This is a genomic window from Acinetobacter sp. TYF_19, from assembly GCF_043105125.1.
Classification (GTDB): domain Bacteria; phylum Pseudomonadota; class Gammaproteobacteria; order Pseudomonadales; family Moraxellaceae; genus Acinetobacter; species Acinetobacter johnsonii.
The window spans coordinates 1-15691 of record NZ_JBICLH010000044.1 but is presented as its reverse complement, the minus strand read 5'-3'; the positions used below and the strand labels follow the sequence as shown (position 1 = coordinate 15691).

Annotated in this window: 14 protein-coding genes; 8 read left to right on the top strand and 6 right to left on the bottom strand. The window is 42.5% G+C overall.

Going from position 1 to position 15691, the window contains the following annotated elements:
* Positions 1 to 70: 70 nt before the first annotated feature.
* Positions 71 to 2035 carry a hypothetical protein gene (locus ACF8FD_RS05085; RefSeq protein WP_279679085.1) on the bottom strand — a complete coding sequence of 655 codons (1965 nt, stop codon included), beginning with the start codon at positions 2033 to 2035 and terminating at the stop codon, positions 71 to 73.
* Between the two features lie 239 nt (positions 2036 to 2274).
* Here ACF8FD_RS05085 and ACF8FD_RS05080 point away from each other — a divergent pair, with 239 nt between their 5' ends.
* Both ACF8FD_RS05080 and ACF8FD_RS05075 read left to right on the top strand, forming a co-directional pair.
* A complete protein-coding gene (locus tag ACF8FD_RS05080) occupies positions 2275 to 3486 on the top strand; it encodes an iron-containing alcohol dehydrogenase (RefSeq protein ID WP_062032875.1) in 1212 nt (403 codons plus the stop codon).
* A 192-nt stretch (positions 3487 to 3678) separates the two neighbouring features.
* A complete protein-coding gene (locus ACF8FD_RS05075) occupies positions 3679 to 4650 on the top strand; it encodes an alpha/beta hydrolase (RefSeq protein ID WP_279679086.1) in 972 nt (323 codons plus the stop codon).
* 29 nt (positions 4651 to 4679) lie between these two features.
* Here ACF8FD_RS05075 and ACF8FD_RS05070 read toward each other — a convergent pair whose 3' ends face one another.
* Positions 4680 to 5855, bottom strand: coding sequence for a transcriptional regulator (locus tag ACF8FD_RS05070; RefSeq protein WP_279679087.1), 1176 nt, complete (start codon positions 5853 to 5855; stop codon positions 4680 to 4682).
* Between the two features lie 198 nt (positions 5856 to 6053).
* On the opposite strand from ACF8FD_RS05070, the gene ACF8FD_RS05065 reads away from it, so the two are divergent.
* The 4 genes from ACF8FD_RS05065 to eutC all read left to right on the top strand — a co-directional run bounded on the left by ACF8FD_RS05065 (position 6054) and on the right by eutC (position 11457).
* Positions 6054 to 7565 carry an aldehyde dehydrogenase family protein gene (locus ACF8FD_RS05065; protein WP_078388662.1) on the top strand — a complete coding sequence of 504 codons (1512 nt, stop codon included), beginning with the start codon at positions 6054 to 6056 and terminating at the stop codon, positions 7563 to 7565.
* Between the two features lie 221 nt (positions 7566 to 7786).
* Complete coding sequence (eat, locus tag ACF8FD_RS05060; RefSeq protein ID WP_205666763.1) at positions 7787 to 9232, top strand: ethanolamine permease; 1446 nt, start codon at positions 7787 to 7789, stop codon at positions 9230 to 9232.
* 13 nt (positions 9233 to 9245) lie between these two features.
* A complete protein-coding gene (locus tag ACF8FD_RS05055; RefSeq protein WP_234305041.1) occupies positions 9246 to 10631 on the top strand; it encodes an ethanolamine ammonia-lyase subunit EutB in 1386 nt (461 codons plus the stop codon).
* Between the two features lie 10 nt (positions 10632 to 10641).
* Positions 10642 to 11457 (top strand): ethanolamine ammonia-lyase subunit EutC, encoded by an 816-nt coding sequence (eutC, locus tag ACF8FD_RS05050; protein WP_234305042.1) that lies wholly within the window; start codon positions 10642 to 10644, stop codon positions 11455 to 11457.
* A gap of 65 nt (positions 11458 to 11522) precedes the next feature.
* Here eutC and ACF8FD_RS05045 read toward each other — a convergent pair whose 3' ends face one another.
* Together ACF8FD_RS05045 and ACF8FD_RS05040 are read right to left on the bottom strand one after the other, a co-directional pair.
* A complete protein-coding gene (locus ACF8FD_RS05045; protein WP_234305043.1) occupies positions 11523 to 12119 on the bottom strand; it encodes a 2-hydroxychromene-2-carboxylate isomerase in 597 nt (198 codons plus the stop codon).
* Positions 12120 to 12130: 11 nt separating this feature from the next.
* Positions 12131 to 12898: an SDR family oxidoreductase gene (locus ACF8FD_RS05040; protein WP_125281357.1), complete on the bottom strand. Its 768-nt coding sequence runs from the start codon at positions 12896 to 12898 to the stop codon at positions 12131 to 12133.
* 94 nt (positions 12899 to 12992) lie between these two features.
* On the opposite strand from ACF8FD_RS05040, the gene ACF8FD_RS05035 reads away from it, so the two are divergent.
* Both ACF8FD_RS05035 and ACF8FD_RS05030 read left to right on the top strand, forming a co-directional pair.
* Positions 12993 to 13556: a TetR/AcrR family transcriptional regulator gene (locus ACF8FD_RS05035; protein WP_087013419.1), complete on the top strand. Its 564-nt coding sequence runs from the start codon at positions 12993 to 12995 to the stop codon at positions 13554 to 13556.
* A 116-nt stretch (positions 13557 to 13672) separates the two neighbouring features.
* Positions 13673 to 14374, top strand: coding sequence for a glutamine amidotransferase (locus ACF8FD_RS05030; RefSeq protein ID WP_205666767.1), 702 nt, complete (start codon positions 13673 to 13675; stop codon positions 14372 to 14374).
* A 103-nt stretch (positions 14375 to 14477) separates the two neighbouring features.
* Here ACF8FD_RS05030 and ACF8FD_RS05025 read toward each other — a convergent pair whose 3' ends face one another.
* On the bottom strand, positions 14478 to 15074 hold the full coding sequence (locus tag ACF8FD_RS05025) for a YceI family protein (protein ID WP_004696771.1): 597 nt from the start codon (positions 15072 to 15074) through the stop codon (positions 14478 to 14480).
* A gap of 123 nt (positions 15075 to 15197) precedes the next feature.
* Positions 15198 to 15647 carry a GNAT family N-acetyltransferase gene (locus ACF8FD_RS05020; protein ID WP_205666768.1) on the bottom strand — a complete coding sequence of 150 codons (450 nt, stop codon included), beginning with the start codon at positions 15645 to 15647 and terminating at the stop codon, positions 15198 to 15200.
* Positions 15648 to 15691: the final 44 nt, after the last annotated feature.

Genomic DNA, 15691 nt, shown 5'->3' with positions numbered 1-15691 from the left:
CAGATCTCGTCATACAGTAAATGATGTGCGACAAATTAGGTCCATTGTTGTTTAATTTTTAAGAGCTTGGTTATTGGGTTTGATTCAGCATGGCAATAAATTGTTCAGCGACGACAACATCATCAGGTAGCGCTTTTTGGTTATTTGGATATTCAAGCTGATCAAATAACAGCTGCCCTGCAATATAATGACAACCGAGCGTCAAGTGCCGCTGTGCGTCGGTATGACTCATATGAAATGCAGCATATTCACGAACGATAATTCGCTCAGCAAAACTGGCTGCTAAACAATGTTGAAAGCGACGTGATTCAGCAATGATGCGATCAATATCTTTGAGCTCCTCAAGCACCCAACTCTCAATAAAATAATAAGCTTCATGACTAATTGGTTGCCATGAGACATAACCAAGCTTTCGTTTCAGTTCCGCAAGTAGCTCTTGGCTATGCAATTGATCATGCCACTGCACAGCCTGATAAAATAGGCTCTTCCATGTGACATTTTTTAAAACCTCCTTTTGCGTCTCAAAATGTTCAGGCAAATAATCGCGCACATAGGCATCAAACACCGAAACTCGTAAAGGAGGCCGATTTAAATAAAACAACTGTCGAAAGCTTTCAATATGCAATTTATGTTGCTTTAACTGAAGATAAAAATCACGGTGTTGTTGCTTATCTTCGCTAAAATAAGTCACTAAGTCTTCAGGAAGTTCCTGCGCAATTTTATCTAGATGCTGAATATAGGCCTGCATTACGCGACTCAATTTTGTGTAGACCCGTTTCCCCCATTCGGGCTGTTGTTCGACCACACGGCGCAGCAGTTCGAGCCATTCATCTAAATACAAAATAGACGGGCTGATCGCTATCCGCTGATCATCCATATCTTGGCGTCTATTTTTTAAGACCACATGCTTGTTGGCCTCCAGCTCAAACCAGTGCTGTTGTAAGGCATACTCATAGCAACTTTGTATAAATAAGCGAGCCGCAACATGTTGGAAGTACTTTAAAGTCGTGACAATAATTTCAGGATGATAAGACTGCGTATCGAGATAACTTAAAGCCGTTACGGCAACGCGTATACTACTGTGCTGAATATTTTGACTAACCCAGTCTGTCACCACAGCTCTTTGTTTGAATAACCAATTTACCGTACGGCTTTCATCAAAAATCGGGAGTTTGGCGACCTTTTTTTGCCATGTCTTAGTTTCAGCTTTTAAAAAATGGCGCTTTGCCAACAAATCACGCGATGTCCAAAGATCCCGATGCATAAGCCGCACAAAGCCGAGCATATGGGACTGCTCTTTAGCATGCGGATATAACAAGTGAATGTCGTGCGTATGATCCATCAACTCTTGTAAAGAAAACCGTTCAGGAAATGCCGTTTGTACAATGCGATAAACATGTGGTTCTAAGAATTGATTGGCACTGCAACACAGCTCATCATAACTATTCATCAAAGACTGTAAGGGTAAAATCTCTTCCGCCTGATCTGCATCTAAGTTGCATAAGCGCTGCAACTCGGCCAGCAAACTTCGCTCAGAGGTTGAATCATCTGTATTGAATTCAACTTGCTGGCACAGCTGTTGAAAGAGTTCTGATTGCGTTTGCTGTATTTCACTCAAAATCGTTTGCACACGACTCGGCCCATCGAACAAAACAAACACCTGTTGAAGAATCAGTTGACGCAACTGTTTAACTTTATTGCGCAAATATAAAGAATGTTGTGGAGATTGATCACCCACTAAAAATACAATGTCGTGTAAACAAAACTCTTCGAGTGCTTCTGCATAGTGCCCTTGATAGATAAACTGTGGAACACACAGCTCCGCCTGTTCGGCTGGTGCATAAAACTGAATATGAAAACAATGATTTAAAATTTGAATCTGTTGTTGTTTTACGTCGACACTTAAAACGTTTTGCACATTGAGTGTAGAGAGAAATGCTGACTGATCGTGATAAAGCTGCTGAATACTCGGAACAACTTGTCTTAACTGTATAGCAAGATTTTGATATTGCTTAAGCTTATCATTGTGCTCCACGACTTTTCCTCTTTGAATTTGGCTATTTTCACCACAACTTCAAAACCAATATAAACAAATCCCGAACCACAGGCTATGCCTTTTATCGATAGCCATTTTGTTCATTGAAGCCATTTTTCCTCATTCCCTTACTCATGGTAGGTATTTGGTAGGTACACAAGTTTTTGGAATCATTCAATACTCTAAAAACGGTAATGAGCACCGATAACAACATAAATAATGGTAGAAGGAATCGCACCATGGCTTTTAAAAATATTGCAGATCAAACGAACGGTTTTTATATCCCTTGTGTTTCACTTTTTGGTCCAGGCTGTGCCAAAGAAATTGGTGGCAAAGCACAAAATCTCGGCGCAAAGAAAGCACTAATTGTGACTGACGCAGGTTTATTTAAATTTGGCGTAGCCGACACCATTGCAGGATATCTCAAAGATGCAGGTGTTGATAGCCACATCTTCCCAGGTGCAGAACCGAACCCAACTGACATCAATGTCCACAACGGCGTGACTGCGTATAACGAACAAGGTTGTGACTTTATTGTGTCCTTAGGTGGTGGTTCTTCGCATGACTGCGCTAAAGGTATTGGACTCGTGACTGCGGGTGGTGGTCATATTCGTGACTACGAAGGGATCGATAAAAGTACCGTTCCAATGACTCCTCTTATTGCCATCAACACCACGGCAGGTACAGCGTCAGAAATGACACGCTTCTGTATTATTACCAATACAGATACGCACGTAAAAATGGCAATTGTAGACTGGCGCTGCACTCCACTGATTGCAATTGATGACCCTAAACTGATGATTGCAAAACCTGCAAGCTTAACAGCAGCAACAGGTATGGATGCTTTAACCCATGCAGTAGAAGCTTATGTTTCAACAGCCGCAAATCCAATCACTGATGCCTGTGCTGAAAAAGCCATTTCGATGATTAGCGAATGGTTAAGTCCAGCAGTTGCGAACGGCGAAAACTTAGAAGCACGTGATGCCATGAGTTACGCACAATATTTAGCAGGTATGGCATTTAATAATGCATCTCTAGGTTATGTCCATGCAATGGCACATCAACTCGGTGGCTTCTATAACCTACCTCACGGCGTATGTAATGCAGTCCTACTTCCACACGTCTGTGAGTTCAACTTAATTGCCTGCCCTGACCGTTATGCAAGAATTGCTGAACTGATGGGAGTTAACACCACAGGCTTAACTGTGACAGAAGCTGGATATGCTGCAATTGACGCAATTCGTGAACTATCTGCATCGATTGGTATTCCATCGAGCTTGTCTGAACTGGGTGTGAAAGAGCAAGATTTGGGTGTTATGTCTGAAAATGCGCAAAAAGATGCCTGCATGCTGACGAACCCACGTAAAGCGAACCATGCTCAAGTGGTCGACATCTTCAAAGCGGCACTCAAATCTAGTGCTTCAGTGGTCGATTTTAAAGCAGCGGTCTAAGTTCTCTCTTTAACTTTTTGTTTGCTTTGACAATTTAAGTGGAATGAAACAGACGTCCATGCTGTTTCATTCAGGTAAGCCTAATCCTTGCTTACCTGTGCACTTAAATTGTCTTTTTTTATTTGTGGTTGACAAAGTTTTGCACTTCATCAAGGATAAGAAAACTCATGACAATAACAACCAGAGCAAATTATGTCAGCAACTCAGACTCATCCTGCTTATCAACCTGATGTCCTCGGCGAAGGCTATGAACAATTAAAACTCAGTTTTCCAGACGATTATGAAGGTGCTGTATGTGCAACCGTCGTGCGCAAAAAAGCCTCGCAAAATACTCAAAAAGCGGTGTTGTATATCCACGGCTTTATTGACTACTTTTTCCAAACCGAAATGGCTGAACAATTTAATCAGCATGGTTATGATTTTTATGCGCTCGATTTGAGAAAATATGGTCGTTCTCACTTGAGCCATCAAAAATATTACAACGTCCGTGATCTCAACGAATATGATGCTGAGATTACCCAAGCGTTAGAGATCATTGGCAATGAAGGCCATACTGCGGTGCTACTTGCAGGACACTCTACGGGTGGCTTAATCACGACTTTATACGCTGCGCACAATCCTAAGCACCCACTGATCAAAGCACTTTGGGCCAATAGCCCTTTTTATGATTTTAATATGCATCCCATTAAGCGCAAACTTGGCGTGCCGCAGCTCAGTCGACTCGCAAAGCATTTTCCTGACCTCAAGTTTCCAAGTGAACTGAATAAATGGTATGTGCCGAGCCTACATCAAAACGAGTATGGAGAATGGAACTTTGATTTGGAGTGGAAACAACCAAGCTATTCTATGGTTCGGATCAGTTTTGTACGTGCAATCCATCAAGCACAGAAAGAAATTCATCGCGGTGGTTTAAAGCTCTCTGTTCCTGCACTCATTATGCATTCACATCAAACGCTCAACCCAAAGAAATGGGGCGCAGCCGCACAAACCAGTGATGTGATTTTAGATGTTAAAGACATTGAAAAGCAGGCCAAAAATTTACAAGGTGACGTCACTATCGTGACCATTCAAAATGGTTTACACGACTTAGTCCTCTCCGCACCTGAAGTTCGTGCCGAAGTCTATGCTGAGCTGTTCCAGTGGCTCGAGCAAAAAATAGTGTAACTACACCTTTCCAACACAATTCATAATCTTTAAATTTTATATTTCTCAAGCAGCTGATGCGCGGGGTGTCCATCCGGTGTCAGCTCAATGAGTCGCTCAACGGCATCAATCGCCTCTGGGTAACGTGCGACATGTTTAAACAGCATATCGGTTTCATTGGCTTTAAAAATCGCAGTGCTTAAACGTGACTCTAAGCAGTCACGCCATGCACATAGAAATGGACTTTCTGTTTTAGGCAGTAAAACCCCTGAACAAAGTTTTAATGCGGTCTCAATATAGGCCGCATCTAAGGCCTGCTCAGCTTGTAAAAAATCAGCTTCAATATGCGCCAAAATTCGATAGGGACGAGATCCCAACATTCCACCAAGCAAGTCACGCAGTTGTGACATTTCGGCCTTAAGTGTTCCCACACTCACCTTGCGCTCACCATATAAGGCCTGATGCAAAGTATCTAAAGTCATACCCTGTGGGCACAACGCCAAGATGGTCAAAATTTCAATTTGTCGCGGTGTGAGGACCATCACTTTGCCATTGAAATGTACTTGTGGAACACCAAAAGCACGGATATACAACTGTTGACGCTGGTATTCCAACAGTGCCGTTTGAATGATGGATGCACAGCGCTCTGCTGCGAGTAGACCAAGGCTATTATGATTTTTCCATGTGGTGGATAAATCAATTACCCCTAGGACGTGTTTTGAGCAAGGGTCGATGATTGGTGCAGCATAACAGACCCAATCATGGATGGAGCTCATGTAGTGCTCATTTGAAAAAACACAACTGGACTGTTGCGTTTTTAAGGACAAGGCTAATGCATTGGTCCCCACCAATTCCTCTCGCCATTGCCCGCCTTCAACAAAATGTACACTTTCTGCCGCATTACGCATTTGTCTACTGGACGCACTCCAAATAATGGTACTACCAATATCGCCTACAGCGACCACCATCGAAGACTGCTGTGCAATGTGTCTCAGTTCATCTGCGCAGTAACTCAAAGCATGTTGCAGCGCTGAACCTTGTGACATAGAACCTTCAGAAATGGGCGCAGCAAAGCGATCTTTTGGAATTTCTGCGGAGTTAGAGCGCTGCCATGAACTTGCAATACTTTTTCCCAATTGTTCAGCTTGTAACGTCGAAATGCTGCTGCTAGTCCTAAGCTTTTCTATTTCTTGTCTTTTCTGTATTAAATGTTGCATTGCCATCATTCCTTATTCTCAAAACAATTCCTGATATACATCCACTGTATTACTTGGTTGTAAATATTTGTCAAAGGCTTGTAAACCTCCTTCCTTCCAACCTTTTTCCAACCTTATATTAGTTATGCTACTTAAATATTGTACAGATGTACCTTATACCAAAGCTGTAGATGCTTTTAAAAAATCAATAAGCAAAGGAACTTCAATATGCGCTATGTAGACCCTAACCAATCTGGTTCTAAAGTAGAATTTAAAGCACAGTATGACAACTTTATTGGTGGCGAGTGGGTTGCTCCAGTAAAAGGTGAATACTTTGAAAATATCTCTCCTGTCGACGGTAAAGTTTTTACAAAAGTCCCTCGCTCATCTGTAGAAGACATCGAGCTTGCACTGGATGCTGCGCATAAAGCCAAAGAACAATGGAACAAATCTTCTCCTACTACACGTTCAAATTTACTCCTTAAAATTGCAGATCGTCTAGAACAAAATTTAGAAAAATTAGCTGTGGCTGAAACATGGGATAATGGCAAACCGATTCGTGAAACACTTGCAGCGGACATTCCTTTAGCCATTGACCATTTCCGCTATTTCGCAGGTTGTATCCGTGCGCAAGAAGGCGGCATTTCTGAAATTGATGAAGATACAATTGCCTATCACTTCCACGAACCATTAGGCGTGGTAGGACAAATCATTCCATGGAACTTCCCAATTTTGATGGCAACATGGAAAATTGCTCCTGCTTTGGCTGCGGGTAACTGTATTGTACTTAAACCTGCAGAACAAACCCCTGCGAGCATTTTGGTTTTAATTGAACTCATTCAAGATTTATTGCCTGCAGGCGTACTAAACGTAGTCAATGGTTACGGCGTAGAAGTTGGTCGCCCATTGGCAACCAATCCACGTATTGCCAAAATTGCATTCACAGGTTCGACTCAGGTCGGTCAATTGATCATGCAATACGCCACTGAAAACATCATTCCAGTGACTTTGGAGCTTGGTGGTAAATCTCCAAATATTTTCTTTGAAGATGTTATGGCGCAAGATGACGACTACCTAGACAAAGCACTCGAAGGCTTTGCTATGTTTGCGCTTAACCAAGGTGAAATCTGTACGTGCCCATCGCGCGCTTTAGTTCAAGAAAGCATTGCAGATAAATTCCTTGAAATGGCAGTTGAACGTGTAAAACGCATTAAAACGGGTCATCCGCTCGATACAGAAACGATGATTGGTGCGCAAGCTTCACTTGAACAACAAGAGAAAATCTTGGGTTGTATCGCAACAGGTCGCGGTGAAGGTGCACAAGTACTAACAGGTGGTAGTGAGCGTAATGAAGTGGGTTCTGGTTTCTATATTGAACCAACCATTTTCAAAGGCACCAATGACATGAAAATTTTCCAAGAAGAAATTTTTGGGCCTGTACTTTCAGTGGCAACATTCAAAGACTTTGACGATGCAATTAAAATTGCCAACGACACTATTTATGGTTTAGGCGCTGGTGTATGGTCACGTTCAGCACATACCTCTTACCGCGCAGGTCGTGCAATTCAATCGGGTCGCGTTTGGACCAACTGTTACCACATCTACCCTGCACATGCCGCTTTCGGTGGCTATAAAAAGTCAGGGATTGGTCGTGAAAACCACAAGATGATGTTAGAACATTATCAACAAACTAAAAACTTACTTGTGAGCTATGCAACCAAGCCTATGGGCTTCTTCTAAGCACTTAGCTTATTCGTATACAGTTCTCTATGTGTTTAGGGTGATTCGTTACCCTAAACATTTCTCCATCAAACATCAAACATCAAACATCAAACATCAAAACAATAATTCAAAACTGTGTCATATAAATATTAGACAGGACGTCTAGTCGCTTGGTACTGAAATTGCATAAATATTGCATCCATCAAGCCATCTATAAAACTCAAGATATGGAGCTTCACATGACAGATTCTCCCATTAACAGCTCAACGACTCCGCTCTCTACTTCAACAGTAAGTACATCTGACGACTATTTTGAAAAAAGGCAACTGAAACAAGGTGCTGTAGGCTGGCTATTATTAGTCGGTTTAGGCGTGGCTTATGTCATTTCAGGCGACTTTGCAGGCTGGAACTTCGGTCTTGCTCAAGGTGGCTGGGGTGGTATGTTTATCGCAACGGTTGTTGTAGCCATCATGTACTTATGCATGTGCCTGTCTATGTCTGAAATGGCCACCATGCTGCCCACTGCAGGAGGTGGCTATAGCTTTGCGCGTACCGCATTTGGTCCATTTGGCGGCTATCTCACTGGCACGGCGATTTTAATTGAATATGCCATCGCCCCTGCAGCCATCGCATGCTTTATTGGTGCCTACTGCGAGTCCTTATTTGGTGTCGGTGGATGGATCATTTATCTCATCTGCTATCTGGTTTTTATGGGTATTCATCTTAAAGGTGCAGGTGAAGCCCTCAAGATCATGTTTGTCATTACCGCCATTGCGGCCGTCGCTCTTTTTGTCTTTATCATCGCAATGGCACCACATTTTAACAGCGCCAACTTATTTAACATTGCACCGACTGAAAATATCGGTGCAAGTAGCTTCCTCCCGATGGGTTATATCGGCATTTGGGCGGCGGTGCCCTATGCCATTTGGTTCTTTTTAGCGGTAGAAGGTGTTCCACTGGCAGCAGAAGAAGCTAAAGATCCATCTAAATCATTACCACGTGGTTTGATCGGTTCGATGCTGATTTTGGCCGCTTTTGCTCTACTTATTCTGTTCTTAGGTGCTGGTGCTGCTGGCGCAGAACAACTTAAAGAGTCAGGCGCACCCTTAGTTGATGCACTAGTAGCCGTCTATGGTCAGAACAGCTGGTTAGGCAGTTTTGTTAACTTTGTCGGTCTGGCGGGTTTAATTGCGAGTTTCTTCTCCATCATCTATGCCTATTCACGTCAAATTTTCGCCTTATCCCGTGCGGGGTATTTACCGACCTCGTTATCACTTACCAATAAAAACAAAGCGCCTTATTTAGCGATTATTATTCCCGGCATCATTGGTTTTTTACTGTCCCTAACAGGTGAAGGTGATCTGCTCATCCTGATGGCGGTATTTGGTGCGACCATTTCTTATGTCTTGATGATGCTTTCTCACATTAAACTGCGCATCAGCCGTCCAGAATTACATCGTCCCTATAAAACTCCAGGTGGGATTCTCACCTCATCAATTGCGTTGGTTTTAGCCAGTATTGCGGTGATAGCTGGTTTTGTGGTGGATCCTAAAGTTTGGTTTATGGCTGCCGCTATTTATGCGGTCTTTATTGCCTACTTTATTTTCCATAGTCGCCATCGACTCGTTCAAGGTACACCTGAAGAAGAGTTTGAAAGTATTCGTAAGGCCGAACAAGACTTATAGAAGGACCTATGACATGGCTTATAAAACGTTGATTGGACATCAGCACTATGTGTTTAATGATTTAAAAACTTTAATGGCAAAAGCAACCCCGCTGCGCTCAGGTGATCAACTTGCAGGTGTTGCAGCGGAAAATGCCACTGAACGTGTTGCCGCACAAATGGCACTGGCTGATGTTTCATTGAAGCAGTTTTTAACTGAAGTGTTGATCGACTATGAACAGGATGAAATAACCCGCCTGATTATCGATGAGCACCGTAGTGATTTATTTGCACCAATTTCACATTTTACCGTAGGAGACTTTCGTAACTGGCTACTCAGTGAAGATGCGACTACGCAGAAATTACAACAACTTGCGCTCGGTTTAACCCCTGAAATGGTTGCTGCGGTGAGTAAGATTATGCGCAATCAAGACCTCATCTTGGTTGCGAGTAAATGTGAAGTCATCACCCAATTTCGCAACACCATTGGTTTAAAAGGTCATCTCTCGACCCGTTTACAACCCAATCATCCGACCGATGATCTCTTGGGTATATCGGCCAGTATTTTAGATGGCTTGATGTATGGCAATGGTGATGCCGTCATTGGGATTAATCCTGCAACCGATAACCTACAAAATTTATCGGAGCTGCTCAAACTACTCGATCATGTGATCCAAGAGCATCACATTCCAACCCAGTCTTGTGTACTGACGCATATCAGTTCGGGAATTCAACTAGCTGAGAAAAATGTGCCGATTGATTTAATGTTTCAATCGATTGCAGGCACACAGCGCGCCAATGAAGGTTTCGGCATTAACCTTGAATTATTACGTGAAGGCTATGAAGCGACACTGGCTCTCAAGCGTGGGACTGTGGGACAAAATGTGATGTATTTTGAAACAGGTCAAGGCAGTGCTTTATCTAGTAATGCGCATCACGGCGTAGATCAGCAAACCTTAGAAGTCCGTGCCTATGCAGTAGCTCGTAAATTTAACCCACTACTGGTAAATACTGTGGTTGGGTTTATTGGCCCAGAGTATTTATACAATGGCAAACAAATTATCCGTGCAGGCTTGGAAGACCACTTTTGTGGCAAGCTCCTAGGCTTACCTATGGGCTGCGACATTTGCTATACCAACCATGCCGATGCCGACCAAAATGACATGGATGTACTACTCACCCTTTTCGGTGCAGCAGGTTTGAACTTTATTATGGGCATTCCGGGTTCGGATGACGTCATGCTGAACTATCAAACCACGTCATTTCATGATGCGCTGTATTTAAGGCAACTTTTAGGCTTAAAAGCCGCACCTGAGTTTGATCTGTGGTTGGCGGAACAAGGCATCTTTAAACAACAGCAGCAGCACATTCTCTGGCCAGAACATATCCCGCCACAATTTGAAAAACTTTTACATATATAAGGAGCAACTTATGTCACTTGTTCCTCTAGAAAACTATCAATCTGAACAGCATCAGGATGTTTGGGAAAACTTAAAGCAATTTACCGATGCTCGTATCGCCATTGGTCGCGCTGGCTGTAGTATTCCGACCCATGAACTGCTGAAATTTCAACTGGCGCATGCGGAAGCGCAAGATGCGGTACATCAAGCTTTAGATGTCGAACACTTAGTTGCAAGTTTTAATACACTAGGTTTAGATAGTCTAACGGTACACAGTCAAGCTGAAAACAAACAAGAATACTTAAAACGTCCTGACTTAGGTCGCCTGTTAAGTCCAGCTTCACAACATGGCTTAGAGGTTTTTAAATCCAGTAACCCGCAAAACTATGATGTCTGTATTGTGATTGGTGATGGACTATCTGCACGGGCAATTGAAGAAAATGCAGTGCCTTTTATTCAGCATTTGATCTCACATCTGCAAGCGGAGCACTGGAGCATTGCACCGATGGTGATTGCTACTGGAAGCCGAGTCGCTTTGGGTGATCCAGTTGCAGAGTGCCTACAAGTCACTATGCTCGTGATGCTGATTGGCGAAAGGCCCGGTCTAAGCTCACCTGATAGTATGGGCATTTACTATACATGGAAAGCAGCCTCAGGCACTTTGGATGCTAAACGGAACTGTATTTCAAATGTTCGACCTGCAGGCCTAAGCATTCCTGTTGCAATACAACGACTAATGTCTCTCATGCGTAGCTCTAAGACGCTCGGCTACTCAGGTGTAGACTTAAAAGATGAACATGAAATGGTCAGTCTAGACACGGAACATACGCCTAAACGTTTATTTTAATTTGGAGCAGATCAGCCGTGATTTTACGGCTGATCTTAAATAGCGTGTTCTGTTAACTTGGTTTTTTAGCTCGCTTTGTTTAACGCTTGTTCTACAAAATGTAGGCGATCTTGGCCCCAATACATTTTATCACCCACAAAGAATGTCGGTGCGCCGAAAATGCCACGTTGAATGGCTTGTTCTGTTTCAGTGATCAGTTTTTGTTTCACAACATCCGCCTGAACCATACTCATAATATCTTCTACAGAAAAACCACTTGGTTTTAGCACTTCTGCCAAGACAGTAGGTTCATTCAGATTTTGCGGTGTACCAAACATCGCATCGAATAACAGTTTCAAAACTTGCTCAAACTTTTCTAGATGCAACAATTGAACGCCTGTCAAAATGCGCATTAGGGTTAAAGTGTTCATCGGGAAATGCGGATTCATTTGCATTGGGATATGGTAATACTCCGCCCAGCGTCGCATATCTAATATTGAATAAACCCCTTTGACAGGAATCTCTATCGGACTACGATTACCTGTTGCTTTAAACACCCCGCCCAATAAAATAGGCTTATACACAATCTGAATCTCTTGCTGCTCTGCCATTTGCAGTAAACGATAGTAGGCCAAATAACTATATGGGCTGCCTAAATCAAAATAAAATTCTACGCTTTTCATGCTTTATCCTTTTACCACGTTTCCATCCAAGGTCTTAAATCTAACTCATGCGTCCATGCATCGCGCGGTTGCTGCGACAAATGCCAATAATTTTCTGCAATATGCACGGGATTTAATATGCCATCCTGTTCTTTACGCGCGTACATGTCAGGAAAAGTGTCTTTAATAAAGTCGGTATCAATTGCCCCATCCACCACCACGTGTGCCACATGAATATTTTTCGGACCAAGCTCACGTGCCATACTTTGCGCTAAAGCACGCAGTGCATGTTTCGCCCCGGCAAAAGCGGCAAAGTTTGCTGCACCTCTTATGCCTGCGGTTGCACCCGTGAAAATAATGCTGCCGTGTTCACGCACGACCATACGCTTTGCCACTTCACGCCCTGTCAAAAATGCACCGAAGCAAGCCATTTCCCAAATTTTAAAATATTTGCGTGCAGTTTCTTCTAAAATACTACATGGCACATTCGCCCCAATGTTAAACACTAAAACATCGATTTCACCAATATTGGCTTCAATTTCCTCTACCAAAGTGATGACTTGCTCTTCTTTACGTGCATCAGACGCAAAGCCATATGCAAGGCCACCTTCAGCTTCTATCTCTGCAATTAAGGGCTGGAGTTTTTCGGCATTTCTTCGCGTCATACAGGCGATGTATCCACCACGTGCAAAACGTTTTGCGATTTCGCCCCCTGTGGCATCTCCTGCGCCAATCACTAACGCGACTTTCTTTTTAGAAGCAGTCTTTTGCAACTGCTGTTCTGGCTGTAATTCATCCATAAATACACTCCCTTCATAAAATAACGATCGTTATCATAACGATCACTATGTTATAGTTTTTAGCGTCAGTCAATTTTATTTTGATGAAACTCCTATGCGCTATAAAACAGGATATAAAGAAGAAAAACGTCAAGAGCTGCTTAAAATCAGTGCTCAACTGGCCAAGAAGCAAGGCTTTACCAATACAGGTGTCGACGGTTTTATGAAAGCGGCTCAAATGACCAGCGGTGCTTTTTATTCGCATTTTTCATCAAAACATGAATTGTTTGAAGCACTGATCGAGTCCGAGTTACAACACAGCTTTCAAGCATGGCAAGCCAATCCGCATGACAATATCGAAGAGTGGATTGACTTCGAAATTGAACGTTATTTAGCGCTGTCTCATGTGCAACGTCCAGATCAAGGCTGTGTTATTCCTTCTCTTGCAGCCGAGGTAGCACGTAGTAGTGAAACAACAAAACTGTGTTTTCAACAGGAAATGCTTCGTGGTCACGCACTCTTTACACAACATCTAGGCAGTGAAATACAAGCTTGGGCGGTTCTATCTCAACTGGTCGGCGCAATCGTCATGGCGCGGAGCATGGCTGATGAACATCTACAACGAGAAATTTTAAACTCAAGCAAATGGATGATTAAAAACATGCTACAGCTCAAGTAAAATCTTGGATTGGATTTATAGTTTTTTTCTACATATTTTCTGATTTTTTGCCTTCAACTTCTGCGCATTTCCCTGTACATTTTTACACTCCTTTACCCCCTGTGAACGAGCCTGCTATGACGACACTACCCGATACCATTTACGCGATTCAGCATCTTGCTTTTGAAGATTTAGGTGCATGGGAAGATGTGTTATATCAATTGGGTTATCGGGTACGCTATTTTGAAGCCGGCAAAGATGACTTAGCTAAAGCGTTGAACTATACAGGTCTAACCATCATTTTAGGTGGCCCGATTGGGGTATATGAAACTGATGATTACCCTTTCTTACAACAAGAAATAGACTTACTCAAAGTTCGCTTAGAAAAGAATTTACCCACTTTAGGCATTTGCTTAGGTGCACAGTTGATTGCACATGCACTCGGTGCAAAAGTATATGCAGGTCATAGCAAAGAAATTGGCTGGAGTCAGTTACAGCTCAATATCGTTGAACATAACCCATTACAAGCACTGGTAGGAACTGAAGTACTACATTGGCATGGAGACACCTTTGAACTCCCTGCTCAAGCTGAACCGTTGGCCAGCTCAGATGTTTATCCCAACCAAGCTTTTCGTGTAGGCAAAAATATTCTAGGCTTACAGTTCCATCCTGAAGTCGCAGCGGATGGTTTAGAAAAATGGCTAATTGGGCATACTGCTGAACTTCGTCAAGCGAACATCAACATTCCAGCATTACGTGCAGACAACCAACGCTGTGCAGCTCAACTAGAACATGTTTCTGGACAAGTTTTGACAGCATATTTAAAAGCCTTGGTTTAATAATTCAGCCATAATCCGCTCCATGCGCCTATTGCTCTAAATTTTAAGTTTACAGCAGACATAAAAAAGCACCTCTATGAGGTGCTTTTTTAGTGGATACCGCTTATTTCGCAGCAGCTTTAGGCTGTGGAACTGATGCTTCAGTGGTGATATTTACAGTGATTTTATCACCCACGTTTGGCACGTATGCGCCTACACCAAAAGCAGAACGGTCAAATGAAGTGGTTGCGTTGAAACCAATTGACTGTGCTTTGGTCATTGGGTGCTCACCTTGTTTATTCAACACTGCATCTAAAACGACAGGCTTTGTCACATTTTTAATGGTTAAATCACCTGTGATTTTGTACTTATTCGCGCCTACAGCTTGTACTTTTGTACTTTTAAATGTGATGGTTGGGTATTTTGCTGCATCAAAGAAATCAGCCGCTTGTAAGTGTTCATCTAAAGCTTTTACGTTGGTGTTTAAGCTAGATAAAGGAATCGTTACATTCACCGATGAGTTTGCAGGTTTTGCATTATCAACATTAATCACACCCTGAATGTCGCTGAAGTTTGCAGATGGCGTTGAAAAACCAAAATGGCTCCATGTGAAAACTGTTGCTGTATGTGTAGGGTCAATTTGATATGCCACAGGTTTTGCCATAGCAAATGTAGTCGCAGTTGCAACAGCCAAACCGATTGTTAAAGCTTTAAAGTTCATGTTTTTATCTCACATTAGAATACTGCTTAGTCTATAGAGTTCTACAACGAATACATCTATAAAGATAAAACGATATGTTGCAACTTTAGAACGATATAATTGTTTTTAAATGTAGCAACTTAGCTACGCCCGATATTGAATGAAACCAGTCTTCTTCACGACTTTATTATAGATTTGCTGTGAGACTAAATTATCCTGATGGGTGAGCCAATAGACCCGATCACATGCTCGCTTTTCGGTATACATTTTGACGTGTTCGATTAAAGCTGTTGCAACACCTAGCCCACGATAGTCCTCATGTGTAAATAGATCTTGTAAGTATACGTAAGGCTTTAACGTCCAACAGCTATCATGCTCTATCACATATACAATCCCTACAACCCGACCGGCCATAAGTGCGGCAAAACCATATATATGCTCACGCTTAGAATCAGTCAACTTATGCCACGTGTTTTTAGATATCTTCTGCAATAAATCAACCTGATAAAATGCCTGATAAGCTTGCCATAATGTAGTCCAGATCGACTGATCGATTTCTGTCAGTGGCACAATATGAATATTTAGTACTTCCATTTTGTTCCCAAAGTACTATTTATTTTTTAAGGCTTATATTTAAG